Below are 17,899 nucleotides of genomic sequence, written 5' to 3'. Positions count from 1 at the left end.
TTGCGCCCTTCTGGGGGGGAACGTCCTCACGCTCAGTCCTGCTCCAACAGACCACGCGCGCTCGCAGACGCCTGATCGGCGAAGACTGCCATCGCCGTGGTCATGCGGCGAAAACCGAAACGTCGGTAGACGGCCTCCTTCCCCGGCACGGCATAGAGGATAATCTTCCGATGGCCTTTTGACAGCTGCAGCAGCCGCTCAATGATTTGTGTTCCAGTCCCGCGGCCCTGCTGGTCCGGCATGACGGCGACATCGCAGAGATAGGCACAATCGTAGCCATCGGCCAACACACGCCCGGCCCCGACCAGGCGGTTCGCCTCCAGCGCAAATACGCGGAACATGCTGTTGCCGAATACCCGCGCGAGATCGTCGGGCGACTTGTCGCCCATTGACGCGGCGCGATAGAGCGCCGCGAGCGCGTCCCAATCGACGACATCAAGCCGTTCGGTCAATACAGGCACGTCCGCTCTCCCTGGCCGCGCCGGTTCGCGACCGCTTTGGGCGTCAGCGGTGGCGCGAACTAGGCCGCATTGCCGAGCGCGGTGGCCGTCTCGATGCCGGCGATCCAACCGGCAACAGAGCGACCGATCGCCTCGGGATGATCTTCCTGCAGAAAATGCCGGCCCGCGCCAAGTGGGATCACCGCAATGTTATGCAGCGATGCCGCAAATTCCTTCGCCCGGGATGGCGATACCAATGCGCCGGGGTCGCCCACGAACAGGAGCTTCGGATAACGCGATGCAGCAAGGGCCGCGTGCGCTATCCGGAGCGCTTGATCGACATCGGCCGGTTCGCCGCCGATCGGCAGTTCGCGCGGCAGCACCAGCGTCGGACGGCGGCTCTCAGGCGTCGCAAATGGCGCGCGGTAAGCCGCCATCTCGTCCTCGCTCAAGGCGCGCACCACGCCACCCGGCAGCACCCGCTCGACAAAGGCGTTGCCTTCCAGGATCATCGCCTCGCCCTCGCCGGCCGTCCTGAACCTGCGGAAGGTCTGCTCGCGAACGCCGTGCGTGGGATCGAAATCCGACCAGTCCGCCATCGGCCGGATGAACTCCATGAACGCTAGCCCGCGCACCAAGGAGGGGCGCCGCGCGGCGAGATGGAAAGCGAGCGCCGTGCCCCAATCCTGCGCCACCAGATAGGCCGAGCGCAGACCGAGGCCGTCGACGAATGCATCGAGATAACGGGCCTGGTCGAAGAAGCGATAGCCGATATCCGGTTTGCCGGACTGGCCGAAGCCGACGAGATCGGGTGCGACGCAGCGCGCCACCGGCGCCACCAGCGGCATGATGTTGCGCCAGATGTAGGACGAGGTCGGGTTGCCGTGCAGAAACAGCGCGACGGGCGCGTCAGTGCGGCCCATCTCCCGATAGGCCATGGTGGTGTCGAGCACGTCCAGATGATGGAGGCCGGATTGAGCAGTCTCGGTCATGATGGCTCCTTGAAGACGGTGTTGAAGGCGATGGTCTTGAAACGCTCGAGCGCCGCCGGGCTGCGCTCCACCTTCATGCGCAGCATCGCGCCCTGCCAGGAGGCGAGCAGGAACTCGGCAAGCTCATCGGGCGCAAAGTCCGCGGCGATCTCGCCCGCTTGCTGAGCCTCGGCGATGCAGGCGGCGAAGGGGGTGCGCCAGGCCCTGAAGATCGTGTCGAGTTGGGCGCGCAGGAGCTCGCTGTTCCCGGACGCCTCCAGGCTGAGGTCGCCGATCAGGCAGCCGCGCATCCAATCATCAGCCGCGAGCCGACCCGTGATGATGTCGAGATAGCGCCGCAGCCGCGCCCGCGGCGTCAGTGACGTATCGTCCAGCGCCAGTGCGACCAGCCCTTGCACGTGCGAAAAATACCGCTCCAGCACTTCGCTGGCGAACGCCTCCTTGGAGCGGAAGTGATTGGTGAACGACCCCTGCGGGGCCCCCGCCTCCTGCACGACGTCGCGCACGCTGGAGCCATGATAGCCGGCCCGGAACATGACCCTGAGCCCGGCGTCGAGAATGGCGTCTTTGAGCGATGGCTTTGGCATGAGCTTTATAATACGTACGTACGTATTAGCGTCAAGCGCAAACAAGAACGGCGAGCGCCAGAGCGCCGCCGCCACGCGATGAGCGCAAGATAATTAGCCGGCAGCCCCCAGCCGCATGCTGCGGGCGACCACAAGCGCCCGCAGCCAGGAGCCGATCGTGCAACCGACCAGATAGGGCACGAACATCACGAGCAGGAGCTCGAGCCAATATCCGGGGCGTCCGGGCACCACATGCGTGATGGCGATTGCGACCAGAGCCATTGCGAGCGCTGACAACCCCAGCATCACCGGGCGCGACACGCGGGGCCCGCGATGGACCACCGCCACCCAGCCCATCGCGAGGCCGATCAACAGCGCCCCCAGCAACCAGCCCCAATGAAATGCGATCAGAAAGGCCATGGCCGTCACCTCACCAGGAAATCGATGCGCCGGTTCTGGGCACGCCCCTCGCCGGTGTCATTGGATGCGACCGGCTGCGTGCTGCCATAGCCGACCGCGGTAAACCGGTCGGCCGGCAGCCCCGCCTTGACGAGATAATCGACAACCGCCTGCGCGCGCTTCTGCGAGAGCGCCTGATTGGTGGCCTCCTCGCCCTCGGCATCGGTGTGACCGGCAACCTCGATGTTCGCCGACGGGCATCGGAGCGCAATTTCGACCAGGCGATCGAGCAAGCCGGCCGAGTCGCGATCGATGTCGGCGCGACCGGTCTCGAAGCGGATCCTGGCCTTGCCGAGCAGATCGGAGAACAACTGCTGACAGACCGTCGCATCGACGGGCGCAGCCGCGGGCTTGACGGAAATCTCCGCCTTGACCTGCCAGCCTTGTGGCACGTCCTTGGCGAGGCCGGATTGGATTTGCCGCGCCGCCTCGTCATACAGCGCATCGCCGGACAGTTTGATTTCTCGGTCCGAGACCGCCAGCGTGCCGGTCGACAGCCGCGACAGCGCTCCAAGTGCCGGTACCACCGCATTGACGAAGCCGGACGGCGCACCGAGGCTGGTCTTGAGATTGTCGACGACCTTTTCGTTGAAGAAGCGGCGCGACGCCGCACCGACCACCACGGCGTGGATGTTTTCGTCGGGAACGTTGCCGGACAGGGTCACGGTGACGGCGACCGGATCCTTGTAGGCCTGGAAGATGTAAGGCGGGGCCCTCACCTCGTTGCTGGCGATCTTGAAACCCTCAGGCAGATCCTTCAGTGCCAATGCGAGCGATTCGCGGCCGCCGAGCTCGCGCGCCATGCCCGTCAGCGCGATATCTCCGTCGGAGATCGTGAATTTGCCGTCCTTCAGCTTGCCGATCTGGCCGATCAGCAGCAGCGCGGCATCCTCGAAGCGCGGCGGCGCGCCGCGCGCAAGCGCCATCTGATCGGCGACCTCGACGCCCTTGAGCGCCGAACGCGCCGCCTCCGAAAGCTTGGCCTTGACCGCCGGCAGAGGTGCATTGCCGCCGAGCGTCACCCTGACCACATCGCGTTCGGCTGACCAGACGAACGGCTTCGCTTCCGCCACCAGACGGGTCCCGTCGTCGACCAGCCGCACACCGGGCACGGCAGCGACCAATGCCAGCGCGTCACGGCGCCCTTCTTCCGAGAAGGCGTAGGCGCCGAGGCTGACGTCGCGGCCATCGACCGCGATCTTTGTTCGGTCCAGCACGGCGCTTTTCAGGGCGGCAGCGCTCCGCGCGCTCAGATCATTTTCAAGTGGCGCCGTGCTGACCCAGGCGGCGAAGCCCCAAAGTATGAGCAACGGGATGATTCCAGGCCACCATTTGCCGCTCCACCGGAAAAGTCCACGCATTCGTCATCCCGTCTGGTCAGGAAACGGAGACAAAACAAACCCTTGCAGGCCTGTCAAACCGGAAATGCGCAGTCCTTTTGAGGGGTGCGGCAAATGATCCGGCTAACCGTTTCTTCAACGATTTGTCGCTAACGTTCCCGTTACATCCTCGTCGTCCATCCGAATTCCCTGTCATCTGCCGCAACTGCCTCGGGGAGTCTGGAGTCAATGACGGCGCCAGTGGAGCTCTGGGTTTGACGTTCGCATCCGCTACCACGGCAGGCAGGCCGCGAACGTCAAATCCGCTCCGCTGGAACGATATCATTTGCGAGTGTCCGTGGGGCTTCCGAAGTTCGCGCAGAGGTGGTGAGGCGAGCTGTGATCCCAACATTCGCACCAGTTGAGCGCGCGCTTTCCGATGAAGCGATTTCGTAAGACCTTTATCCGCGCCGGCCTTGAAGCGCTGTACCTCAGCGGCGCCCATATCTGGCTGCGGCCGATCTTCGCCGGCGTCGGTGCCATTTTCACGCTGCATCACGTGCGACCGCCTCGCAACGTTGATTTTCAGCCGAACTGTCACCTGGAAGTCACGCCGGAGTTCTTGCGCGAGATGCTCGCCCATCTGCGGGCTCATGAGATCGACATCATCACGATCGACGAGCTGCATCATCGGCTGGTCGAACGGAATTTTGCCAGACGCTTTGCCTGCTTCACCTTCGATGACGGCTACCGCGACAACCGCGATTTCGCGCTGCCCGTGATGCGCGAGTTCGAGGCGCCGTTCACGATCTTCGTCACCAGCGAATTTGCCGAAGGCTTGGGCCGACTATGGTGGCTCGCGCTCGAGATGGTCGTAGCACAGGCCGACGTGATCGAGGCGACCATCGGAGGCGCGCCGACCCGTCTGGATGCAAGAGACGCAACGGCCAAGTGCGCGGCTTTCCAGCAGTTGCACGATTGGCTGCGCGGGCTGCCGAGCGAGCATGACCTCGGACGCGAGGTCAGTGCGCTGTGCGCACGACATGGCGTGGACGAAGCCGCCATCTGTCGTGAGCTCTGCCTGTCGTGGGACGAGCTCAAGGCCCTTGCGGACCAGCCGCTGGTCACGATCGGCGCGCATTCAGCAAGTCACTGCAATCTCGCCAAACTCAACGAAGAGACGGCGTTGCAGGAAATGGCCGGAAGCCGTGCGCGCATCGAGGCCGCGCTGCAGCGGCCGGTGCTTCACATGGCCTATCCCTATGGCGATCGCGCGGCAGCCGGCCCACGCGAGTTCGCGCTGGCTGCCGGCGCCGGCTTCAAAACCGCGGTTACCACCCGTCCCGGCATGATCTTCCCGGCGAATGCGGATCGCCTCACCGCATTGCCGCGAGTCTCGCTCAACGGTCATTACCAGGATGCGCGCGTTCTACCGGTTCTGACCTCCGGCGCGGCGACCGCGATGTGGAACGGTTTCCGGCGGGTGGATGCGGCTTAGGAAGCCAAGCTTAGCGAGACGTCAGGCCCAGCCGTCGCAACATCATCAGCTGTCATTCCCCGCGCAGGCGGGGAATCCAGCACGCCGCGCCGATGCCATTTGGCACGTCGTCTCGACAACCAACGCCTGCGCTTACTGGATCGCCCGCTTTCGCGGGTGATGACAGCGTCTGTTGCGGTGACCTCAATGCAGACGGCTTAAAGCCTTACGACTCGATCTTCACATATTCGAAGTCGCCTGGCTTGTTGTCGATGCCGACCCTGGGCGGCGCGATCCAGGGCGCGAAGCCGCCGATCTCGGTCACCGGCCGCATCAGCGAGGCGATGTAGGCGCCGTCGTCGCTCGAGGGCAGCCATTCGCTCTTGCGCTTCGCCCACGTCCCCTCGTCGATGAGGATGCCGTCCGGCGTCGCACGGACGTCCTTGAACTCGCCGATGGCGCGGTGGAAGGCGACATGCGGCAGCTTGAGCTGGAAGTCGTAGCCGGCGGTGGTGATGATCTTGTTCCAGCGCAGCATGCCCTTGATGCAGTCCTGCGAGTAGTCGTCGCGCAGCCGCATGTTGAGCGCGGTCAGCGCCGGCTCGTCGACCCGCTTGATCTCGCCGTCAACCAGCTTGAGCACCGGATAGGTCGAATTCTTCAGCTGATGGTCGTCCTGGATCTGGGTCTCGTGATAACGGCCCTTGATCCCTGCGTTGAAGGCGTTGGCTGCGTTGGTTGAGACCTCCGAGCCGAACAGATCGAGCGACAGCGTGTAGTGCAGGTTCAGCTTCTTCTGAATGGTCGGAAGATCAATGACGCCGAGCGCGCGCACCTTGGCGACATCGGTCGGGTCGTCGATCCCGGCCGCGCGCATCGCATCGCACGTGCGCTGGATCACGCGCCCGACGCCGGTCTCGCCGACGAACATATGGTGCGCCTCCTCCGTCAGCATGAAACGGCAGGTGCGCGACAGCGGATCGAAGCCGGACTGCGCGAGCGAGTGCAGCTGCATCTTGCCGTCGCGGTCGGTGAAGTAGGTGAACATGAAGAAGGACAGCCAGTCCGGCGTCTTCTCGTTGAAGGCGCCCAGCATGCGTGGGCTGTCAGCGTCGCCGGAGCGGCGGCGCAACAGCTCGTCGGCCTCCTCGCGGCCGTCGCGGCCGAAATATTTCTGCAACAGATAGACCATCGCCCAGAGGTGACGGCCCTCCTCGACATTGACCTGGAACAGGTTGCGCATGTCGTAGAGCGAGGGCGCGGTCTTGCCGAGGTGGCGCTGCTGCTCGACCGACGCAGGCTCGGTGTCACCCTGGATCACGATCAGGCGGCGCATCAGCGCGCGATATTCGCCGGGCACCTCCTGCCAGGCCGGCTCGCCATAATGCTCGCCGAACGGAATGACGCGGTTTTCCTCCTGCGGGGCAAGGAGAATGCCCCAGCGATAGTCGGGCATCTTGACGTAGTCGAACTTGGCCCAGCCGCGCGGATCGACCGAATAGGCCGTGCGCAGATACACCAGCGACTGCTGGAATCCGTCCGGGCCCATGTCGTTCCACCAGTCGACATAGCCCGGATGCCAGCCCTCCAGTGCCTTGAGGACCTGCCGATCCTCAGCGAGATTCACATTGTTCGGAATCTTGGTGCTGTAGTCGACGTTCATGATGTTCATATTCATGGCGACCTCCCGTGTGGGACCTGATTTGTTGGAGGTGAATAGCGAATGACGAGTGGCGAATGGGGCATTGGCCCGGTTCGCAAGCTCCCTACTCACTACTCCCCATTCGCTAAACTCGTGTCATGTCGTAGCGGGGCTTTTGTCCCGTGCCGTAGCGCCTGAGCGCGCCTTCCTCGCCGACCGCATTGGGCCGCTGGAAGATCCAGTTCTGCCAAGCGGTGAGGCGAGCGAATATCTTCGATTCCATCGTCTCGGGACCGGCAAAGCGCAGGTTGGCTTCGAGGCCGGTGAGACTGTCCGGCGAGAAGCTTGCGCGCTCCTCGAGGAACACGCGCACCTCGTCGTCCCAATCGATGTCGTCGAGCGCGAAGGTGACGAGACCGAGCTCCTCGGCATCTTCTGCCTCCAGCGGCTGGCCGAGATGATCGCGCACGCGCTCCAGATCCGAAGGCTCGGCGAGGAAGCGCGACTCCAGCCGCGTCAGGCCATGGCTCATTGGATAAGGCCCGAAATTCATCGCCGACAATTCGATCGCAGGCGGCGGTCGGTTGTCGCCCTGGATGGTGCCGATCAGCATGTAGGAGCGGTCGGCCGCGAACACGAGCTCGGCGAGCGTTCCGGCAAAGCAAGAGCCGGGCTCGACCAGCGTCACCAACGTCCGCGACGTGACGTCAATCCGCTTCAACACCCGTTTCCAGTAGTGCCTGATCTCATTGACAAGCCAATGCGCCTTGTTGGTTTCCAGGAAGGCGTCGTAGGCCAGCACCTGCGCGCGCTCGCCATGCGACTTGAACACGAGCATCGCGATCTCGAGCTCGTTGATGCGCAGATGCAGGATCGCATCGTCGAGCTCGCGCGCGACCTGCAGCGGCCAAAACGAGGCGCCCTGTGCGAGCATGCCATCGATGTCGGCCGGAGGCGCAGCGTCAGGGGCACTGATCGTGATCGTGGCGATGCGCGCGGTGCGGTCGATATCGACGTTGACGAAACCGTAGCGCACGCTGTTGGCGTCGATGACGCGCTTGAGCGGCGTGAGCTGAACACCCTTGCCGCTGCCGTTGCGTTTCGAGGCGGCGGCGAACTCCTTGGCGCGCTCGGTGACCTTGGCATCGACTTTCGAATTCGGCGCGATCTCATCGACCAGCCGCCATGCGACGGCCCGCTTGCCCTTGATGCCTTCCTCAATGGTGCAGAACACGTCGGCATGGTCACGGCGCACCTTGCGCTTGTCGACGACGCGCGTCAGACCGCCGGTGCCCGGCAGCACCGCGAGCAGTGGCACTTCCGGCAGCGCGACCGAGGAGGAGCCGTCGTCGGCAAGGATGATATGGTCGGTTGCGAGCGCGAGCTCATAGCCGCCGCCGGCCGCCGTACCATTCACGACCGTGATGAAGCGTTGGCCACTATTCTCGCTGGAATCTTCGAAGCCGTTGCGGGTCTCGTTGGTGAACTTGCAGAAGTTCACCTTGTGCGCATGGGTGGCGCCCGCCAGCATGCGGATGTTGGCGCCGGCGCAGAACACCCGCGGCTTGCCCGAGCGCAGCACGACCACCTTGACGTCGGGATGCTCGAAGCGGAGCCGCTGCACGGCGTCCGCGAGCTCGATGTCGACGCCGAGATCATAGGAATTGAGCTTGAGCTGGTAGCCCTCGAACAGACCACCATTCTCATCGACGTCCATGTTCAAGGTCGCGACCTCGCCGTCGACAGAGAGCTTCCAGTGCCGATAACGCGAGGGATCGGTCTGGAAATCGATGAAGGTCTTGCCTCCCGCAAGCACGCGGTCTTCCCCGGCCATGAAACACCTTTGAGCGGTGAATGATTATCATTTACATGCACAATAATGCATGTTTTAGAAGACGTCTATCCTGAAAAACAAAAATATGCACTTTGTTTCATGATTGTGATGCCACGGCGGGCAATGTTGCAGCCGCGAAATCGGTAATGGTCTTGAGCGTGGCCTCCGGCGCTTCGCGATGCGGCGAGTGGCCAATGCCTGGCAGCATGGTCACCTCGACCGGGCAGTAGCATTCCTCCTGGATGATCTCGACCTGGCGGATGGTGCCGTACTGGTCATCGGCGCCCTGGATCACCGCGACGGGGACGCGGATGTAGGCCAAATAGTCAGTGATGTCCCAGGCGCGGAAGGCCGGATCGAGCCAGGCGCCGTTCCAGCCATAAAAGGCGTTGTCGACGTGCTTGTGCCAGCGTCCGAGCTTCGCGCGCAGCTCGGTGGTCTCGTAGGCCGTCTTGATCGCGGCGATCGACGCCACCGAAACGTCCTCGACGATCACATGCGGCGCGATCAGCACGATGCCGTCGAGGCGATGGTCCTGTCGGCCTCCGGCATAGATCGCGGCAATCGAGGCGCCATCGGAATGGCCGACCAGGAGGCCGCGATGAAAGCCGATCGCCTCCAGCAGTTTCGGCAGCACGTCGAGCGCTTCACGCTGCATGTAGTCCAGCGGACGCGGCAGCGCGGCCGGACTCGAATTGCCGTAGCCCGCGCGGGAATAGACGAACACCGAGGCGCCAGTGGCCGCTTGCAGCTTGTCGGGAAACTCGCCCCACAGACCGACCGAGCCGAGGCCTTCATGCAGCATCACGATGCACGGCGCCTGCGATGGTTGCGGGCCGATCAGGCGATATTCGAGCTGTGCGCCGGCGACCGTAAGGAAGCCGGACATTGAAAGGGTCATGATCGATCTTGCTCCGTCATTCCGGACGGCGCACCGCGCCGATCCGGAATCTCGATATTGTCTGGCGCTTAAGTCCACCTACTGCGAGATTCCGGGTTCGGTCGCCGCTGGCGACCGCTCCGGAATGACAGCCACTAATACCCCGCCCCCTCGCGCAGCTTGAAGCGCTGGATCTTGCCGGTCGCGGTCTTCGGGAGTGCGTCCACCACCTCGATCCAGCGCGGGTATTTCCACGGCCCGATCTTCTGCTTCACGTGCTCTTTCAGGGCCTCGTGCAGCGTGGTCCGATCCGCGTCGGCACGCAGCACGACGAAAGCCTTCGGCTTCAGCAGGCCTTCCGGATCAGCTTCCGGCACCACGGCGGCCTCCAGCACGGACGGATGCGTGATCAGCGCGCTCTCGACTTCAAACGGCGAGACCCAGATGCCGGAGACCTTGAACATGTCGTCGGAGCGGCCGCAGTAGGTGTAGCGGCCCTCGGCGTCGCGGACATATTTGTCACCGGTGCGGGTCCAATAGCCCTCGAAGGTCGAGCGGCTCTTGTGGCGCTGATTCCAATAGCCTTCACCCGCCGACGGCGCATGCACCAGCAGTTCGCCAACCTCGCCGTCCGGCACGTCCTGCCCGGCTTCATTGACGAGCCGCACCTGATAGCCCGGCACCGGCCGGCCCGAGGTGCCGTATTTGATGTCGTCAGGCGCGTTCGACAGGAAGATGTGCAACAGCTCGGTCGAGCCGACACCGTCGAGAATGTCGACACCGAACCGCGCCTTCCAGGCGTTGCCGACCGACTCCGGCAGCGCCTCGCCGGCCGAGGTGCAGATGCGCAGCCGCGTCCCGGCGCGCTCGGCCTTCAAGGATTCATCATTCAGCATTGCCGCAAACAAGGTCGGCACGCCGTAGAAGATCGTTGGGTTGTAGCGGTTCAACAGCTTGAACATCAGGGCCGGCGTCGGCCGCTCTGAATTGAGGATCGTGGTGGCACCGACTGAGAGCGGGAACGTCAGCGCGTTGCCGAGCCCATAGGCGAAGAACAATTTCGCCGCGGAGAGACAGACATCGTCCTCGCGAATGCCGAGCACCTGCTTGGCGTAGGTCTCAGCGGTCGCGGCGAGATTGCCGTGCAAATGGCGCACGCCTTTTGGCATGCCGGTCGAGCCGGACGAATAGAGCCAGAATGCCGGCTCGTCCTCATGCGTGGCGACGGTATCGAAGCTGTCGTTTTCGCGCGCGAGCTCTTCCGACAACAGCTTGTGGCCGAAGGCATTGACGCCCGAGACGACAACGCAGTCGAGATCGGGCATCCGCCCGACGATGTCCTTCACCGCCGGAAAAAGTGTTTCCGAGACGAACAGCACGCGCGCACGACAATCGGCGAGCACATAGGCGTATTGTTCGGTCGTGAGCAGCGTATTGAGCGGCACCGGCACGACGCCCGCTCTCATCGCACCCAGGAACACTGCGGGAAAATCCACCGTGTCGAGCATGATCATCGCCACACGCTCTTCGCGGCGAACGCCGAGGCGGCGCAAGAGATTGGCGACGCGGCAGGTCTTAAGCTGCAGGCCGCGATACGTCAGCTCGGAGATCGTGTCGGTGTAAGCGAGCTTGTCGGCACGCCCCGCCTCGACATTGCGGTCGAGCAACCACGATACTGCGTTGTAGGACCCTGAAATCCTGGACTCCAAGGCGTTCCCTCCCCGATTTTTTGAATTATAGTGCATAGAAGGCCATTAACGCCGCTTGCTGTCAATGCTTCGCAGCATTATGTTTCCGCTTCGTGATCGCGCCGCCTAGGAACATGACGCAAGACATCAGTGCCGAGCAGGACCAGGCGGCTCAATCCGACGCCGAGACTGCATTTCTCGAACAGCTGGGCCAGCGTGTGCGTACCATGCGCGCACTGCGCGGCATGTCGCGCAAGGTGCTCGCCAAGGTGTCGGGCATTTCCGAGCGCTACATCGCGCAGCTCGAGAGCGGCAAGGGCAATGTCTCGATCGTGCTGTTGCGGCGCGTCGCGCAAGCGATGGCCGCGCCGCTGGAAGATCTCATTCCCGGCGGCGAGCCATCGCCGGAGTGGCCGGTGATCCGCGACCTCCTGAAGAAGGCGAGCCCGAGCCAGATCGCGCAAGCCAAGGAGCTGCTGACGGGTGGCGCCTCGGCGCCACTGCGCCGCGCCTTCTCCGGCATTGCGCTAGTCGGCTTGCGCGGCGCCGGCAAGTCTACACTCGGCAAGCGGCTCGCCGATATGATCGGCTGGAGCTTCGTCGAGCTGAACAAGGAGATCGAGCGGCAGAACGGGCTCTCGGTGGCCGAGATCATCAACCTCTACGGCCAGGAAGGCTTTCGCCGCATGGAGCAGGCCGCGCTGGTGCAGCTCCTTGCGCGCAAGGAGCTGATGGTGCTGGCGACCGGCGGCGGCATCGTCTCCGAACCTGTCACCTTCGATCTGATCTTGAAATCCTTCTACACGATCTGGCTCAAAGCCGAGCCGGAAGAACATATGGCGCGCGTGCGCAAACAGGGCGACCTGCGCCCGATGGCCGACGATCGCTCCGCGATGGCGGAGCTGCGCAACATCCTGGTAAGCCGCGAACCGCTCTACGCGCGCGCCAACGCGGTGGTCGACACCGCCGGTCTTTCGGTCGACGCCGCTGCGACGCGGCTCGCCCAGGCGGTCAAGCCGATGCTGACCGACGACGCGAAGATGTTCGCACGGGGATAGCCTCCGGTTGTGAGCCGCCTTTGACCTGCTGTCGGACAGCGCGCGGCGTTAACCACCACCGTCATTTTGATACCGCCGCGGCTTGGCGACACACGCCCCGATTGCTTAATAGATCGTTAAGTGATCGGAGGACGTTTCATGGAAGACCGTCGTCGCGAGGCTCGCCACCGCGTCTATTACGGTGGGGTTCTGACATTCAATGCGCGCTGCTCGACGCTGGCCTGCGTCGTACGCAATTTCAACAATCGGGGCGCCAAAGTCGAGTTCGACGGGACCGCGCTCCTTCCCGATCGCATCGATGTCACGATCGAGCGGCGCGGCTTGTCGCGGCTCGCACGCTTGGTGTGGCGCGATCACGCGGCCGCGGGCCTCGCCTTCGTCGATGAGCAGGACAGCGACGTGATCCCGCTGGAATGGGCGCGGGTCCTGCGCGAACGCGAGCGCGCCAATCGCAAGCTGAAGTCGCGCGTCGAGCAGCTGCTCTCGGAACGTTGAGCGGAATGTCAGACCGTACGCAAGATCCCGCGGACGAACCGCTGCTCGCCTTGCCCGACACAACGGCAGCCGAACCGACGCGTGTCGCAACGCGCCGTTCGTGGTGGCGCTGGCTGCGAGGCGCAGCGCTCCTGTTCGCGGTTCAATACATCATGGTGCTGCTGGTGGGTGTCGCAGCGGCCTGCACTGTGCGCGCGCTCGTGCTGCCCGAGGTGCTTGGACGCTTCGAGGCGCTCGCAGCGGCGCTCAAGCGCACGCCGCTGCATTGACGTTTCACGCCTGTCGCTCGATCTCCCTCAGCTCCGCATAGGTCAGCGGGGTCAAGCCGGTGCCGTCGAAATAGACGAACCGCAACCGTCGCCGCCGTGAGATGAAATTCGACGGCAACGGATCGTAGCGGAAGGTGCCGCCACCGAGATGCGGCGTCAGGCTGCCGACATCGGTCAGCGCATCGATCTCCACGCGCAGGAGTTTCATGACGGCCCCGTCCCTGACGATCTCGAACGGGATGCGCGCGAGCCTCAGGAAGCTGGTTGGATCGGGTGCGGCAATGAAGCCGTCGACGAACGCCGCCTCGACCTTGTCGAGATCCGGCTCGGGCGCGGCCGCGGCCGGCGCGCCGTCCGGCTGATGCGGCGTCTGCCATTGCACGGGGGAGCGCCGGCCGTGCGGATGATTGTGGCCGGGTCCATGCGGCGGATGGTCGTGATGGTGATCATGGTCATGGTGATGATCATGATCGTGAGAGTGTCCGTGATGGTGGTGGCCGTGGTGATGATGACGCATCGCAGCCCTCAATAGCTGACCGGCTTGTTGATGATGCTCTTATGGCTGCCGAGCTTGCCGTGCGCGACCATCGAGCCGAGCGCTTCGACCACGACGCGGACGCCGATCAGCGCGGTGATATCAGAGGTGTCATAAGGCGGCGAGACCTCGACGACCTCCAATCCGCAGAGACCTTCGGCGGCGACAAGGCCGAGAATCTTCAGTGCCTCCCGCGGCAGGAAACCGCCCGGCTCGGGCCAGCCGGTGCCCGGCACGAAGCCGCAATCGATGGAGTCGACATCGAAGGAGATGTAGACCGCATCGGCATCCTTCCACGCCAGCTCCAGCGCGATCTCTGCGGTCTTCTCCAGACCAATCTTTTCGATGTCGGCGATGGTCAGCACATTGGTGTTGCGCTTGCGCGCGACCTCGACGCCTTCACGCGGCACCTGCCAGCCACCGATGCCGAGCTGCACCAAATTGGTCGGCGAGACGTTCGGCAGATTGGTCGCCCAGTACCAGGGCGTGGTGTGCATGCGCTCGTCGAGATCCTTCTCCTGGATGTCGATATGGCGATCGAAATGAATGATGCCGATCCGCTTGTCCGTGCATTCGGCGATGCCGCGCACGCAGGGAAAGCCGATCGAATGGTCGCCACCGAGCATGATCGGCAGCGCGCCGGAGGAGAACACATGCGCGACGCCGCGGCTGATCTGGTCAAAGCTCTTTTCCAGATTGGCAGGGATGGTGAAGACGTCGCCGGCATCGCACAACGTCATCTGCTCGCGCAGATCGACGCCGAGTTCATAGTTGTACGGCGTGTAGAGCGCGGAGATGCGGCGGATACCTTGCGGCCCAAAGCGGGTGCCGGGGCGATAGGTGGTGCCGGAATCGAAGGGAATGCCGATCACGGCCGCGTCGTATTTGCCGACGTCGCGCACGTTCTCGACGTAAGGCGCCTTCATGAAGGTGTTGATCCCGGCGAAATGCGGCAGCTCACCGCGCGCAAAAGTCGGGATGTCGCGATCGGTGAGGCTGTCGGCGCCGGGCAGGCCCATGTCGAGCGCCCATTGCCGCTCCTTGCGCCAACCGCCATGCGGCAGCTTGCCCTCCGCCTCCAGCGCCTGCCAACCTTGCGTGGCCATCTTGTCGAAGTCCGGATGATGACGGTGCACGGCCTTGCGCTGGGACATGAGTCCGGCATGGCGCGACCGGCGCATGGATGGGAACGACATCAGAGGTCTCCTTCGTTTCTTCGTTGTTGACGTTGTTACTGGGCCGCCTGCGCGGCCGCGCGGATGAAGCCGAGCACGGGCACCGCGCTGTCGCGGGTCAGATCGAGGTCGTAAGTGATGCGGGCGCCGAAGCGCTCGGGCGCCTGCGGATCGCGCCTGACGCGGTCGAGCGCGATCAGCCGGGTCGCAAGCCCAAAGGCTTCCTTGATGTCGTGCGTGACCATCACGATCGTCATCTTCAGATCGCGCCACAGCGGCTTGATCAGCGCATGCATCTGCGCGCGGGTGCCGGGATCGAGCGCACCAAACGGCTCGTCGAGCAGCAGCACCTGCGGCTGCTTGGCGAGCGCCTGCGCGATCGCCAGCCGCTGCTGCATGCCGCCGGACAGCGCACTCGGATATTTGTCGCGATGTGGGCCGAGGCCGACCGCCTCAATCAGCGCGAGACTTTTCTCGATGGCTGCGCGGCGCGAGGCACCGAACAGCCGTGCCGTGAACGGGCTCTGTGCGAATTCATAACCGAGCAGCACATTGCCGAGCACGGTGAGATGCGGAAACACCGAATAGCGCTGGAACACGATGCCGCGGTCGGGGCCAGGCTCGGCCGGAAACGGCTTGCCGTCGAGCAGCACCGCACCTTGCGTCGGCTTCTCCTGGCCGAGGATCAGGCGCAGGAAAGTGCTCTTGCCCGCGCCCGACGGACCGACGATGGAGAGAAACGTACCCGAGGCGATCTCGAGATTGATGCGCTCAAGCACGACCTGATCGCCATACTCGACCCAGACGTTGCGGAACGACAGCGTGCTCATCAGCGCGCCCCCTGGTCATAGGCCCAGGGGAAGGCGCGCTGCCCGATCCAGACCAGCGCGATGTCGAACAGATAGGCGAGCAAGGTGATCCAGGCGACATAGGGCAGGATCACGTCCATCGACAGATAGCGGCGCACCAGGAAGATGCGGTAGCCGAGCCCGACATCGGATGCGATCGCCTCCGCCGAGATCAGGAACAGGAACGCAGGCCCGATCATCAACCGCAGGCACTTGATCAGCCGCGGCATGATCTGCGGCAGCACCAGGCGGATTGCGATCTGCCAGGTCGAGCCGCCCAGGGTCTGCGCCTTGATCAGCTGCTCGCGCGGCATCCCCTGCACTTCCAGCGAGAGATCGCGCACCAAAGCCGGGGTGACGCCGATGACGATCAGCACCACCTTGGACAATTCACCGAGCCCGAACACGATGAACAGGATCGGCAGCACCGCCATCGGCGGAATCATCGAGAGCACTGCGACCAGCGTCCCGAAGCCCGCGCCCGCAACCGGCAGGAGGCCGATTGCGAGTCCCAGCACGAGGCCGATGGTCGCGGAGATGCCGAGACCGAGCGCCAAACGCTGCAGGCTTGCAGCGGTGTCGGCCCACAGCACGTAGTCCCCGGATCGTCGGTCCGGCTCAGCGGCGAGACGCTTCGACGTCGCGACCATCTCGGCGACCGGCGGCAGCAGCTTGTCGTCGGGGTTGGCCGCGCGGCGCTCGGCCGACCCGATCACATAGATCAGCGCGATCAGCAGGAACGGCAGGATCGCGAGCAGCAGCCGGCTGCCGCGTCCGGGGACGACGTTCATTGCGCGTGGAATGGCAGCCTCCCTCGGTCTCGCCGGCGCGACGCGCCGGCGCTTGATGATCGATGATGATGGAGCTGGTCCAGGAAGGCTAGAGCTTGCCCTCGGCGGCGAGCTTCATGAAGGTCGGATCGAAGCGCAGCTTGACATTGCTCGCCGAGCCCAGCGCCTTGGAAGGCGTCGAGATACCGACCGCATCCTTCGATTTCACGTTCTCGCCCAGCAAATTGTGGTCGAAGCAGAAGGTGCGCACCAGGTCCATGGTCTTGGGCAGCTCGGAACCGGTCATGAAGGCGAGCGCGTCCTTCGGCGTGTAATACATGAAGGTGGTCTTCAGCTGGGTCTCGAAGCCGGCCAGATCGGTGCCGGAGAGCTTGGCCATCGCCTCACGAGCGGCCTTGCCCTTCTCGCTCTGATCCTTCATCAGGCCGATGGTCTCATACCAGATGCCGACCAGCGCCTTGCCGAGCTCGGGATTGTCCTTGAGCGTTTCGGTCTTGATGACCAGAAGATCCTCGATCTCGCCGGGGATCTTGCTGGAGTCGAACACCAGCGTCGCGCCGGGCTCGTTCTTCACTTCGAGCAGCTGCGGATTCCAGGTCACGACCGCCGTGGTATCGGGCGACTTCGCAGCGGCAACGATATCGGCATCCGAGGTGTTGACGGTCTTGATGTCCTTTTCGTTCAGCTTGACGGTACCGAGGCCGCGCGCCAGCAGATAATGCGAGACGGACAGCTCGACGAGATTGATCTTCTGACCCTTGATGTCGGCCAGCGTCTTGCCTTTCTTCAGCACCACGCCGTCATTGCCGTTGGAATAGTCGCCCATGATGATGGCTGAGGTGTCGACGCCGCCCGCGGCGGGAATGGTCAGCGCGTCCATGTTGGTGACGGTGACGCCGTCAAACTTGCCGGCGGTGTACTGATTGATCGATTCGACGTAGTCGTTGATCTGCGTGACCTTGATCGAGATACCGTATTTGTCGGCCCATTTCTTGACGATGCCGGCCTCGGCGGCATAGGGCCACGGCATCCAGCCGACATAGATCGTCCAGGCGATATTGAACTCTTTCTTCTTTTCGGCGAACGCGGGCGACAAGGATGCACTCGCCAGCGTGGAGGCAGCGATCAAGGCAACAAACAGATTTCGCGCTTTTCCCATATCCAGTCCTCTCACGGTTTTTTGGTGGACCCGCGGACTGGCATGAAGAACCTCGAGCCTGCCAAGCGCGGCCACTGAGGTCTCCCGGGTTTTTATCCCGCCGTGCACCAGGGCTCTCCCCTGGCGGCTGCTCTCGGACCAGACATTCTCTCGTCGAAGAGAACCGGAACCCTAGCTGCCAACTCTGAACACCAAGAGAGCAATCATCATGCCAAGGAAAAAGGCTGCTGATTCAGTGCCACGCTCGCGCAGAGCCTGCTCAAAAATCGAGC

General features: G+C 63.7%; 19 protein-coding genes and 1 riboswitch. Of the genes, 5 read left to right on the top strand and 14 right to left on the bottom strand.

Annotated elements, in window-relative coordinates:
• Positions 1 to 32 precede the first annotated feature (32 nt).
• The 5 genes from BRAS3843_RS28490 to BRAS3843_RS28470 all read right to left on the bottom strand — a co-directional run bounded on the left by BRAS3843_RS28490 (position 33) and on the right by BRAS3843_RS28470 (position 3,818).
• A complete protein-coding gene (locus BRAS3843_RS28490) occupies positions 33 to 461 on the bottom strand; it encodes a GNAT family N-acetyltransferase (protein WP_008972599.1) in 429 nt (142 codons plus the stop codon).
• A 59-nt stretch (positions 462 to 520) separates the two neighbouring features.
• Positions 521 to 1,432, bottom strand: a complete 912-nt coding sequence (locus BRAS3843_RS28485) for a haloalkane dehalogenase (protein WP_008972598.1) — start codon at positions 1,430 to 1,432, stop codon at positions 521 to 523.
• The gene (locus BRAS3843_RS28480; protein WP_008972597.1) at positions 1,429 to 2,019 is read right to left on the bottom strand and encodes a TetR/AcrR family transcriptional regulator; all 591 of its coding nucleotides are present in this window, start codon (positions 2,017 to 2,019) and stop codon (positions 1,429 to 1,431) included. Before BRAS3843_RS28480 ends, BRAS3843_RS28485 begins: the two co-directional genes overlap by 4 nt.
• A gap of 93 nt (positions 2,020 to 2,112) precedes the next feature.
• Positions 2,113 to 2,418: a hypothetical protein gene (locus tag BRAS3843_RS28475; RefSeq protein ID WP_035983079.1), complete on the bottom strand. Its 306-nt coding sequence runs from the start codon at positions 2,416 to 2,418 to the stop codon at positions 2,113 to 2,115.
• Positions 2,419 to 2,423: 5 nt separating this feature from the next.
• Positions 2,424 to 3,818, bottom strand: a complete 1,395-nt coding sequence (locus tag BRAS3843_RS28470) for an OmpA family protein (protein WP_008972595.1) — start codon at positions 3,816 to 3,818, stop codon at positions 2,424 to 2,426.
• A gap of 397 nt (positions 3,819 to 4,215) precedes the next feature.
• On the opposite strand from BRAS3843_RS28470, the gene BRAS3843_RS28465 reads away from it, so the two are divergent.
• Complete coding sequence (locus BRAS3843_RS28465; RefSeq protein ID WP_008972594.1) at positions 4,216 to 5,274, top strand: polysaccharide deacetylase family protein; 1,059 nt, start codon at positions 4,216 to 4,218, stop codon at positions 5,272 to 5,274.
• Between the two features lie 205 nt (positions 5,275 to 5,479).
• Here the strand turns inward: BRAS3843_RS28465 and boxB are convergent, their stop codons facing one another.
• The 4 genes from boxB to BRAS3843_RS28445 all read right to left on the bottom strand — a co-directional run bounded on the left by boxB (position 5,480) and on the right by BRAS3843_RS28445 (position 11,318).
• Positions 5,480 to 6,931 carry a benzoyl-CoA 2,3-epoxidase subunit BoxB gene (gene boxB / locus BRAS3843_RS28460; protein WP_035983077.1) on the bottom strand — a complete coding sequence of 484 codons (1,452 nt, stop codon included), beginning with the start codon at positions 6,929 to 6,931 and terminating at the stop codon, positions 5,480 to 5,482.
• A 109-nt stretch (positions 6,932 to 7,040) separates the two neighbouring features.
• A complete protein-coding gene (gene boxC, locus BRAS3843_RS28455; protein ID WP_035983075.1) occupies positions 7,041 to 8,729 on the bottom strand; it encodes a 2,3-epoxybenzoyl-CoA dihydrolase in 1,689 nt (562 codons plus the stop codon).
• A gap of 97 nt (positions 8,730 to 8,826) precedes the next feature.
• Complete coding sequence (locus BRAS3843_RS28450) at positions 8,827 to 9,630, bottom strand: alpha/beta hydrolase (RefSeq protein WP_008972591.1); 804 nt, start codon at positions 9,628 to 9,630, stop codon at positions 8,827 to 8,829.
• Positions 9,631 to 9,764: 134 nt separating this feature from the next.
• The gene (locus tag BRAS3843_RS28445; protein WP_008972590.1) at positions 9,765 to 11,318 is read right to left on the bottom strand and encodes a benzoate-CoA ligase family protein; all 1,554 of its coding nucleotides are present in this window, start codon (positions 11,316 to 11,318) and stop codon (positions 9,765 to 9,767) included.
• 113 nt (positions 11,319 to 11,431) lie between these two features.
• On the opposite strand from BRAS3843_RS28445, the gene BRAS3843_RS28440 reads away from it, so the two are divergent.
• The 3 genes from BRAS3843_RS28440 (at position 11,432) to BRAS3843_RS28430 (ending at position 13,119) form a co-directional block, all read left to right on the top strand.
• Positions 11,432 to 12,355 (top strand): helix-turn-helix transcriptional regulator, encoded by a 924-nt coding sequence (locus BRAS3843_RS28440; protein ID WP_008972589.1) that lies wholly within the window; start codon positions 11,432 to 11,434, stop codon positions 12,353 to 12,355.
• A gap of 138 nt (positions 12,356 to 12,493) precedes the next feature.
• Entirely contained in the window at positions 12,494 to 12,850 is a 357-nt protein-coding gene (locus BRAS3843_RS28435; RefSeq protein WP_008972588.1) for a PilZ domain-containing protein, read from the top strand.
• 5 nt (positions 12,851 to 12,855) lie between these two features.
• Entirely contained in the window at positions 12,856 to 13,119 is a 264-nt protein-coding gene (locus BRAS3843_RS28430) for a hypothetical protein (RefSeq protein WP_008972587.1), read from the top strand.
• Positions 13,120 to 13,123: 4 nt separating this feature from the next.
• Here BRAS3843_RS28430 and BRAS3843_RS28425 read toward each other — a convergent pair whose 3' ends face one another.
• Positions 13,124 to 13,501, bottom strand: a complete 378-nt coding sequence (locus BRAS3843_RS28425) for a hypothetical protein (RefSeq protein WP_008972586.1) — start codon at positions 13,499 to 13,501, stop codon at positions 13,124 to 13,126.
• A gap of 15 nt (positions 13,502 to 13,516) precedes the next feature.
• Here BRAS3843_RS28425 and BRAS3843_RS42540 point away from each other — a divergent pair, with 15 nt between their 5' ends.
• On the top strand, positions 13,517 to 13,651 hold the full coding sequence (locus BRAS3843_RS42540; protein WP_277996495.1) for a hypothetical protein: 135 nt from the start codon (positions 13,517 to 13,519) through the stop codon (positions 13,649 to 13,651).
• Here BRAS3843_RS42540 and BRAS3843_RS28420 read toward each other — a convergent pair.
• From BRAS3843_RS28420 to BRAS3843_RS28405, 4 genes are all read right to left on the bottom strand, one after another.
• The gene (locus BRAS3843_RS28420) at positions 13,645 to 14,850 is read right to left on the bottom strand and encodes an agmatinase family protein (RefSeq protein WP_008972585.1); all 1,206 of its coding nucleotides are present in this window, start codon (positions 14,848 to 14,850) and stop codon (positions 13,645 to 13,647) included. The two genes, BRAS3843_RS42540 and BRAS3843_RS28420, sit on opposite strands and share 7 nt — an antisense overlap.
• A 35-nt stretch (positions 14,851 to 14,885) precedes the next feature.
• Positions 14,886 to 15,659: an ABC transporter ATP-binding protein gene (locus tag BRAS3843_RS28415; RefSeq protein ID WP_008972584.1), complete on the bottom strand. Its 774-nt coding sequence runs from the start codon at positions 15,657 to 15,659 to the stop codon at positions 14,886 to 14,888.
• Complete coding sequence (locus BRAS3843_RS28410; protein WP_035983070.1) at positions 15,659 to 16,480, bottom strand: ABC transporter permease subunit; 822 nt, start codon at positions 16,478 to 16,480, stop codon at positions 15,659 to 15,661. The genes BRAS3843_RS28415 and BRAS3843_RS28410 overlap by 1 nt, the downstream gene beginning before the upstream one ends.
• Positions 16,481 to 16,556: 76 nt before the next feature.
• Positions 16,557 to 17,627, bottom strand: coding sequence for a putative urea ABC transporter substrate-binding protein (locus BRAS3843_RS28405; RefSeq protein ID WP_008972582.1), 1,071 nt, complete (start codon positions 17,625 to 17,627; stop codon positions 16,557 to 16,559).
• Positions 17,628 to 17,706: 79 nt separating this feature from the next.
• A riboswitch (guanidine-I (ykkC/yxkD leader) is annotated at positions 17,707 to 17,813 on the bottom strand.
• Positions 17,814 to 17,899: the final 86 nt, after the last annotated feature.

Origin of the sequence: Bradyrhizobium sp. STM 3843 (assembly GCF_000239815.1) — a bacterium.
Taxonomy (GTDB): Bacteria; Pseudomonadota; Alphaproteobacteria; order Rhizobiales; family Xanthobacteraceae; genus Bradyrhizobium.
Note: the sequence above shows the minus strand (reverse complement) of the source record. Positions and strands in the feature narration are given on the sequence as shown.

Excerpts from the sequence above, each read along its gene's own strand:
- BRAS3843_RS28405 (WP_008972582.1), bottom strand. The coding sequence starts at position 17,627 with ATGGGAAAAGCGCGAAATCTGTTTGTTGCCTTGATCGCTGCCTCCACG.
- BRAS3843_RS28440 (WP_008972589.1), top strand. The coding sequence starts at position 11,432 with ATGACGCAAGACATCAGTGCCGAGCAGGACCAGGCGGCTCAATCCGAC.
- BRAS3843_RS28430 (WP_008972587.1), top strand. The coding sequence starts at position 12,856 with ATGTCAGACCGTACGCAAGATCCCGCGGACGAACCGCTGCTCGCCTTG.
- BRAS3843_RS28435 (WP_008972588.1), top strand. The coding sequence starts at position 12,494 with ATGGAAGACCGTCGTCGCGAGGCTCGCCACCGCGTCTATTACGGTGGG.
- boxB (WP_035983077.1), bottom strand. The coding sequence starts at position 6,931 with ATGAATATGAACATCATGAACGTCGACTACAGCACCAAGATTCCGAAC.
- BRAS3843_RS28485 (WP_008972598.1), bottom strand. The coding sequence starts at position 1,432 with ATGACCGAGACTGCTCAATCCGGCCTCCATCATCTGGACGTGCTCGAC.
- BRAS3843_RS28420 (WP_008972585.1), bottom strand. The coding sequence starts at position 14,850 with ATGTCGTTCCCATCCATGCGCCGGTCGCGCCATGCCGGACTCATGTCC.
- BRAS3843_RS28470 (WP_008972595.1), bottom strand. The coding sequence starts at position 3,818 with ATGCGTGGACTTTTCCGGTGGAGCGGCAAATGGTGGCCTGGAATCATC.
- boxC (WP_035983075.1), bottom strand. The coding sequence starts at position 8,729 with ATGGCCGGGGAAGACCGCGTGCTTGCGGGAGGCAAGACCTTCATCGAT.
- BRAS3843_RS28480 (WP_008972597.1), bottom strand. The coding sequence starts at position 2,019 with ATGCCAAAGCCATCGCTCAAAGACGCCATTCTCGACGCCGGGCTCAGG.
- BRAS3843_RS28465 (WP_008972594.1), top strand. The coding sequence starts at position 4,216 with ATGAAGCGATTTCGTAAGACCTTTATCCGCGCCGGCCTTGAAGCGCTG.
- BRAS3843_RS28450 (WP_008972591.1), bottom strand. The coding sequence starts at position 9,630 with ATGACCCTTTCAATGTCCGGCTTCCTTACGGTCGCCGGCGCACAGCTC.
- BRAS3843_RS28415 (WP_008972584.1), bottom strand. The coding sequence starts at position 15,659 with ATGAGCACGCTGTCGTTCCGCAACGTCTGGGTCGAGTATGGCGATCAG.
- BRAS3843_RS28475 (WP_035983079.1), bottom strand. The coding sequence starts at position 2,418 with ATGGCCTTTCTGATCGCATTTCATTGGGGCTGGTTGCTGGGGGCGCTG.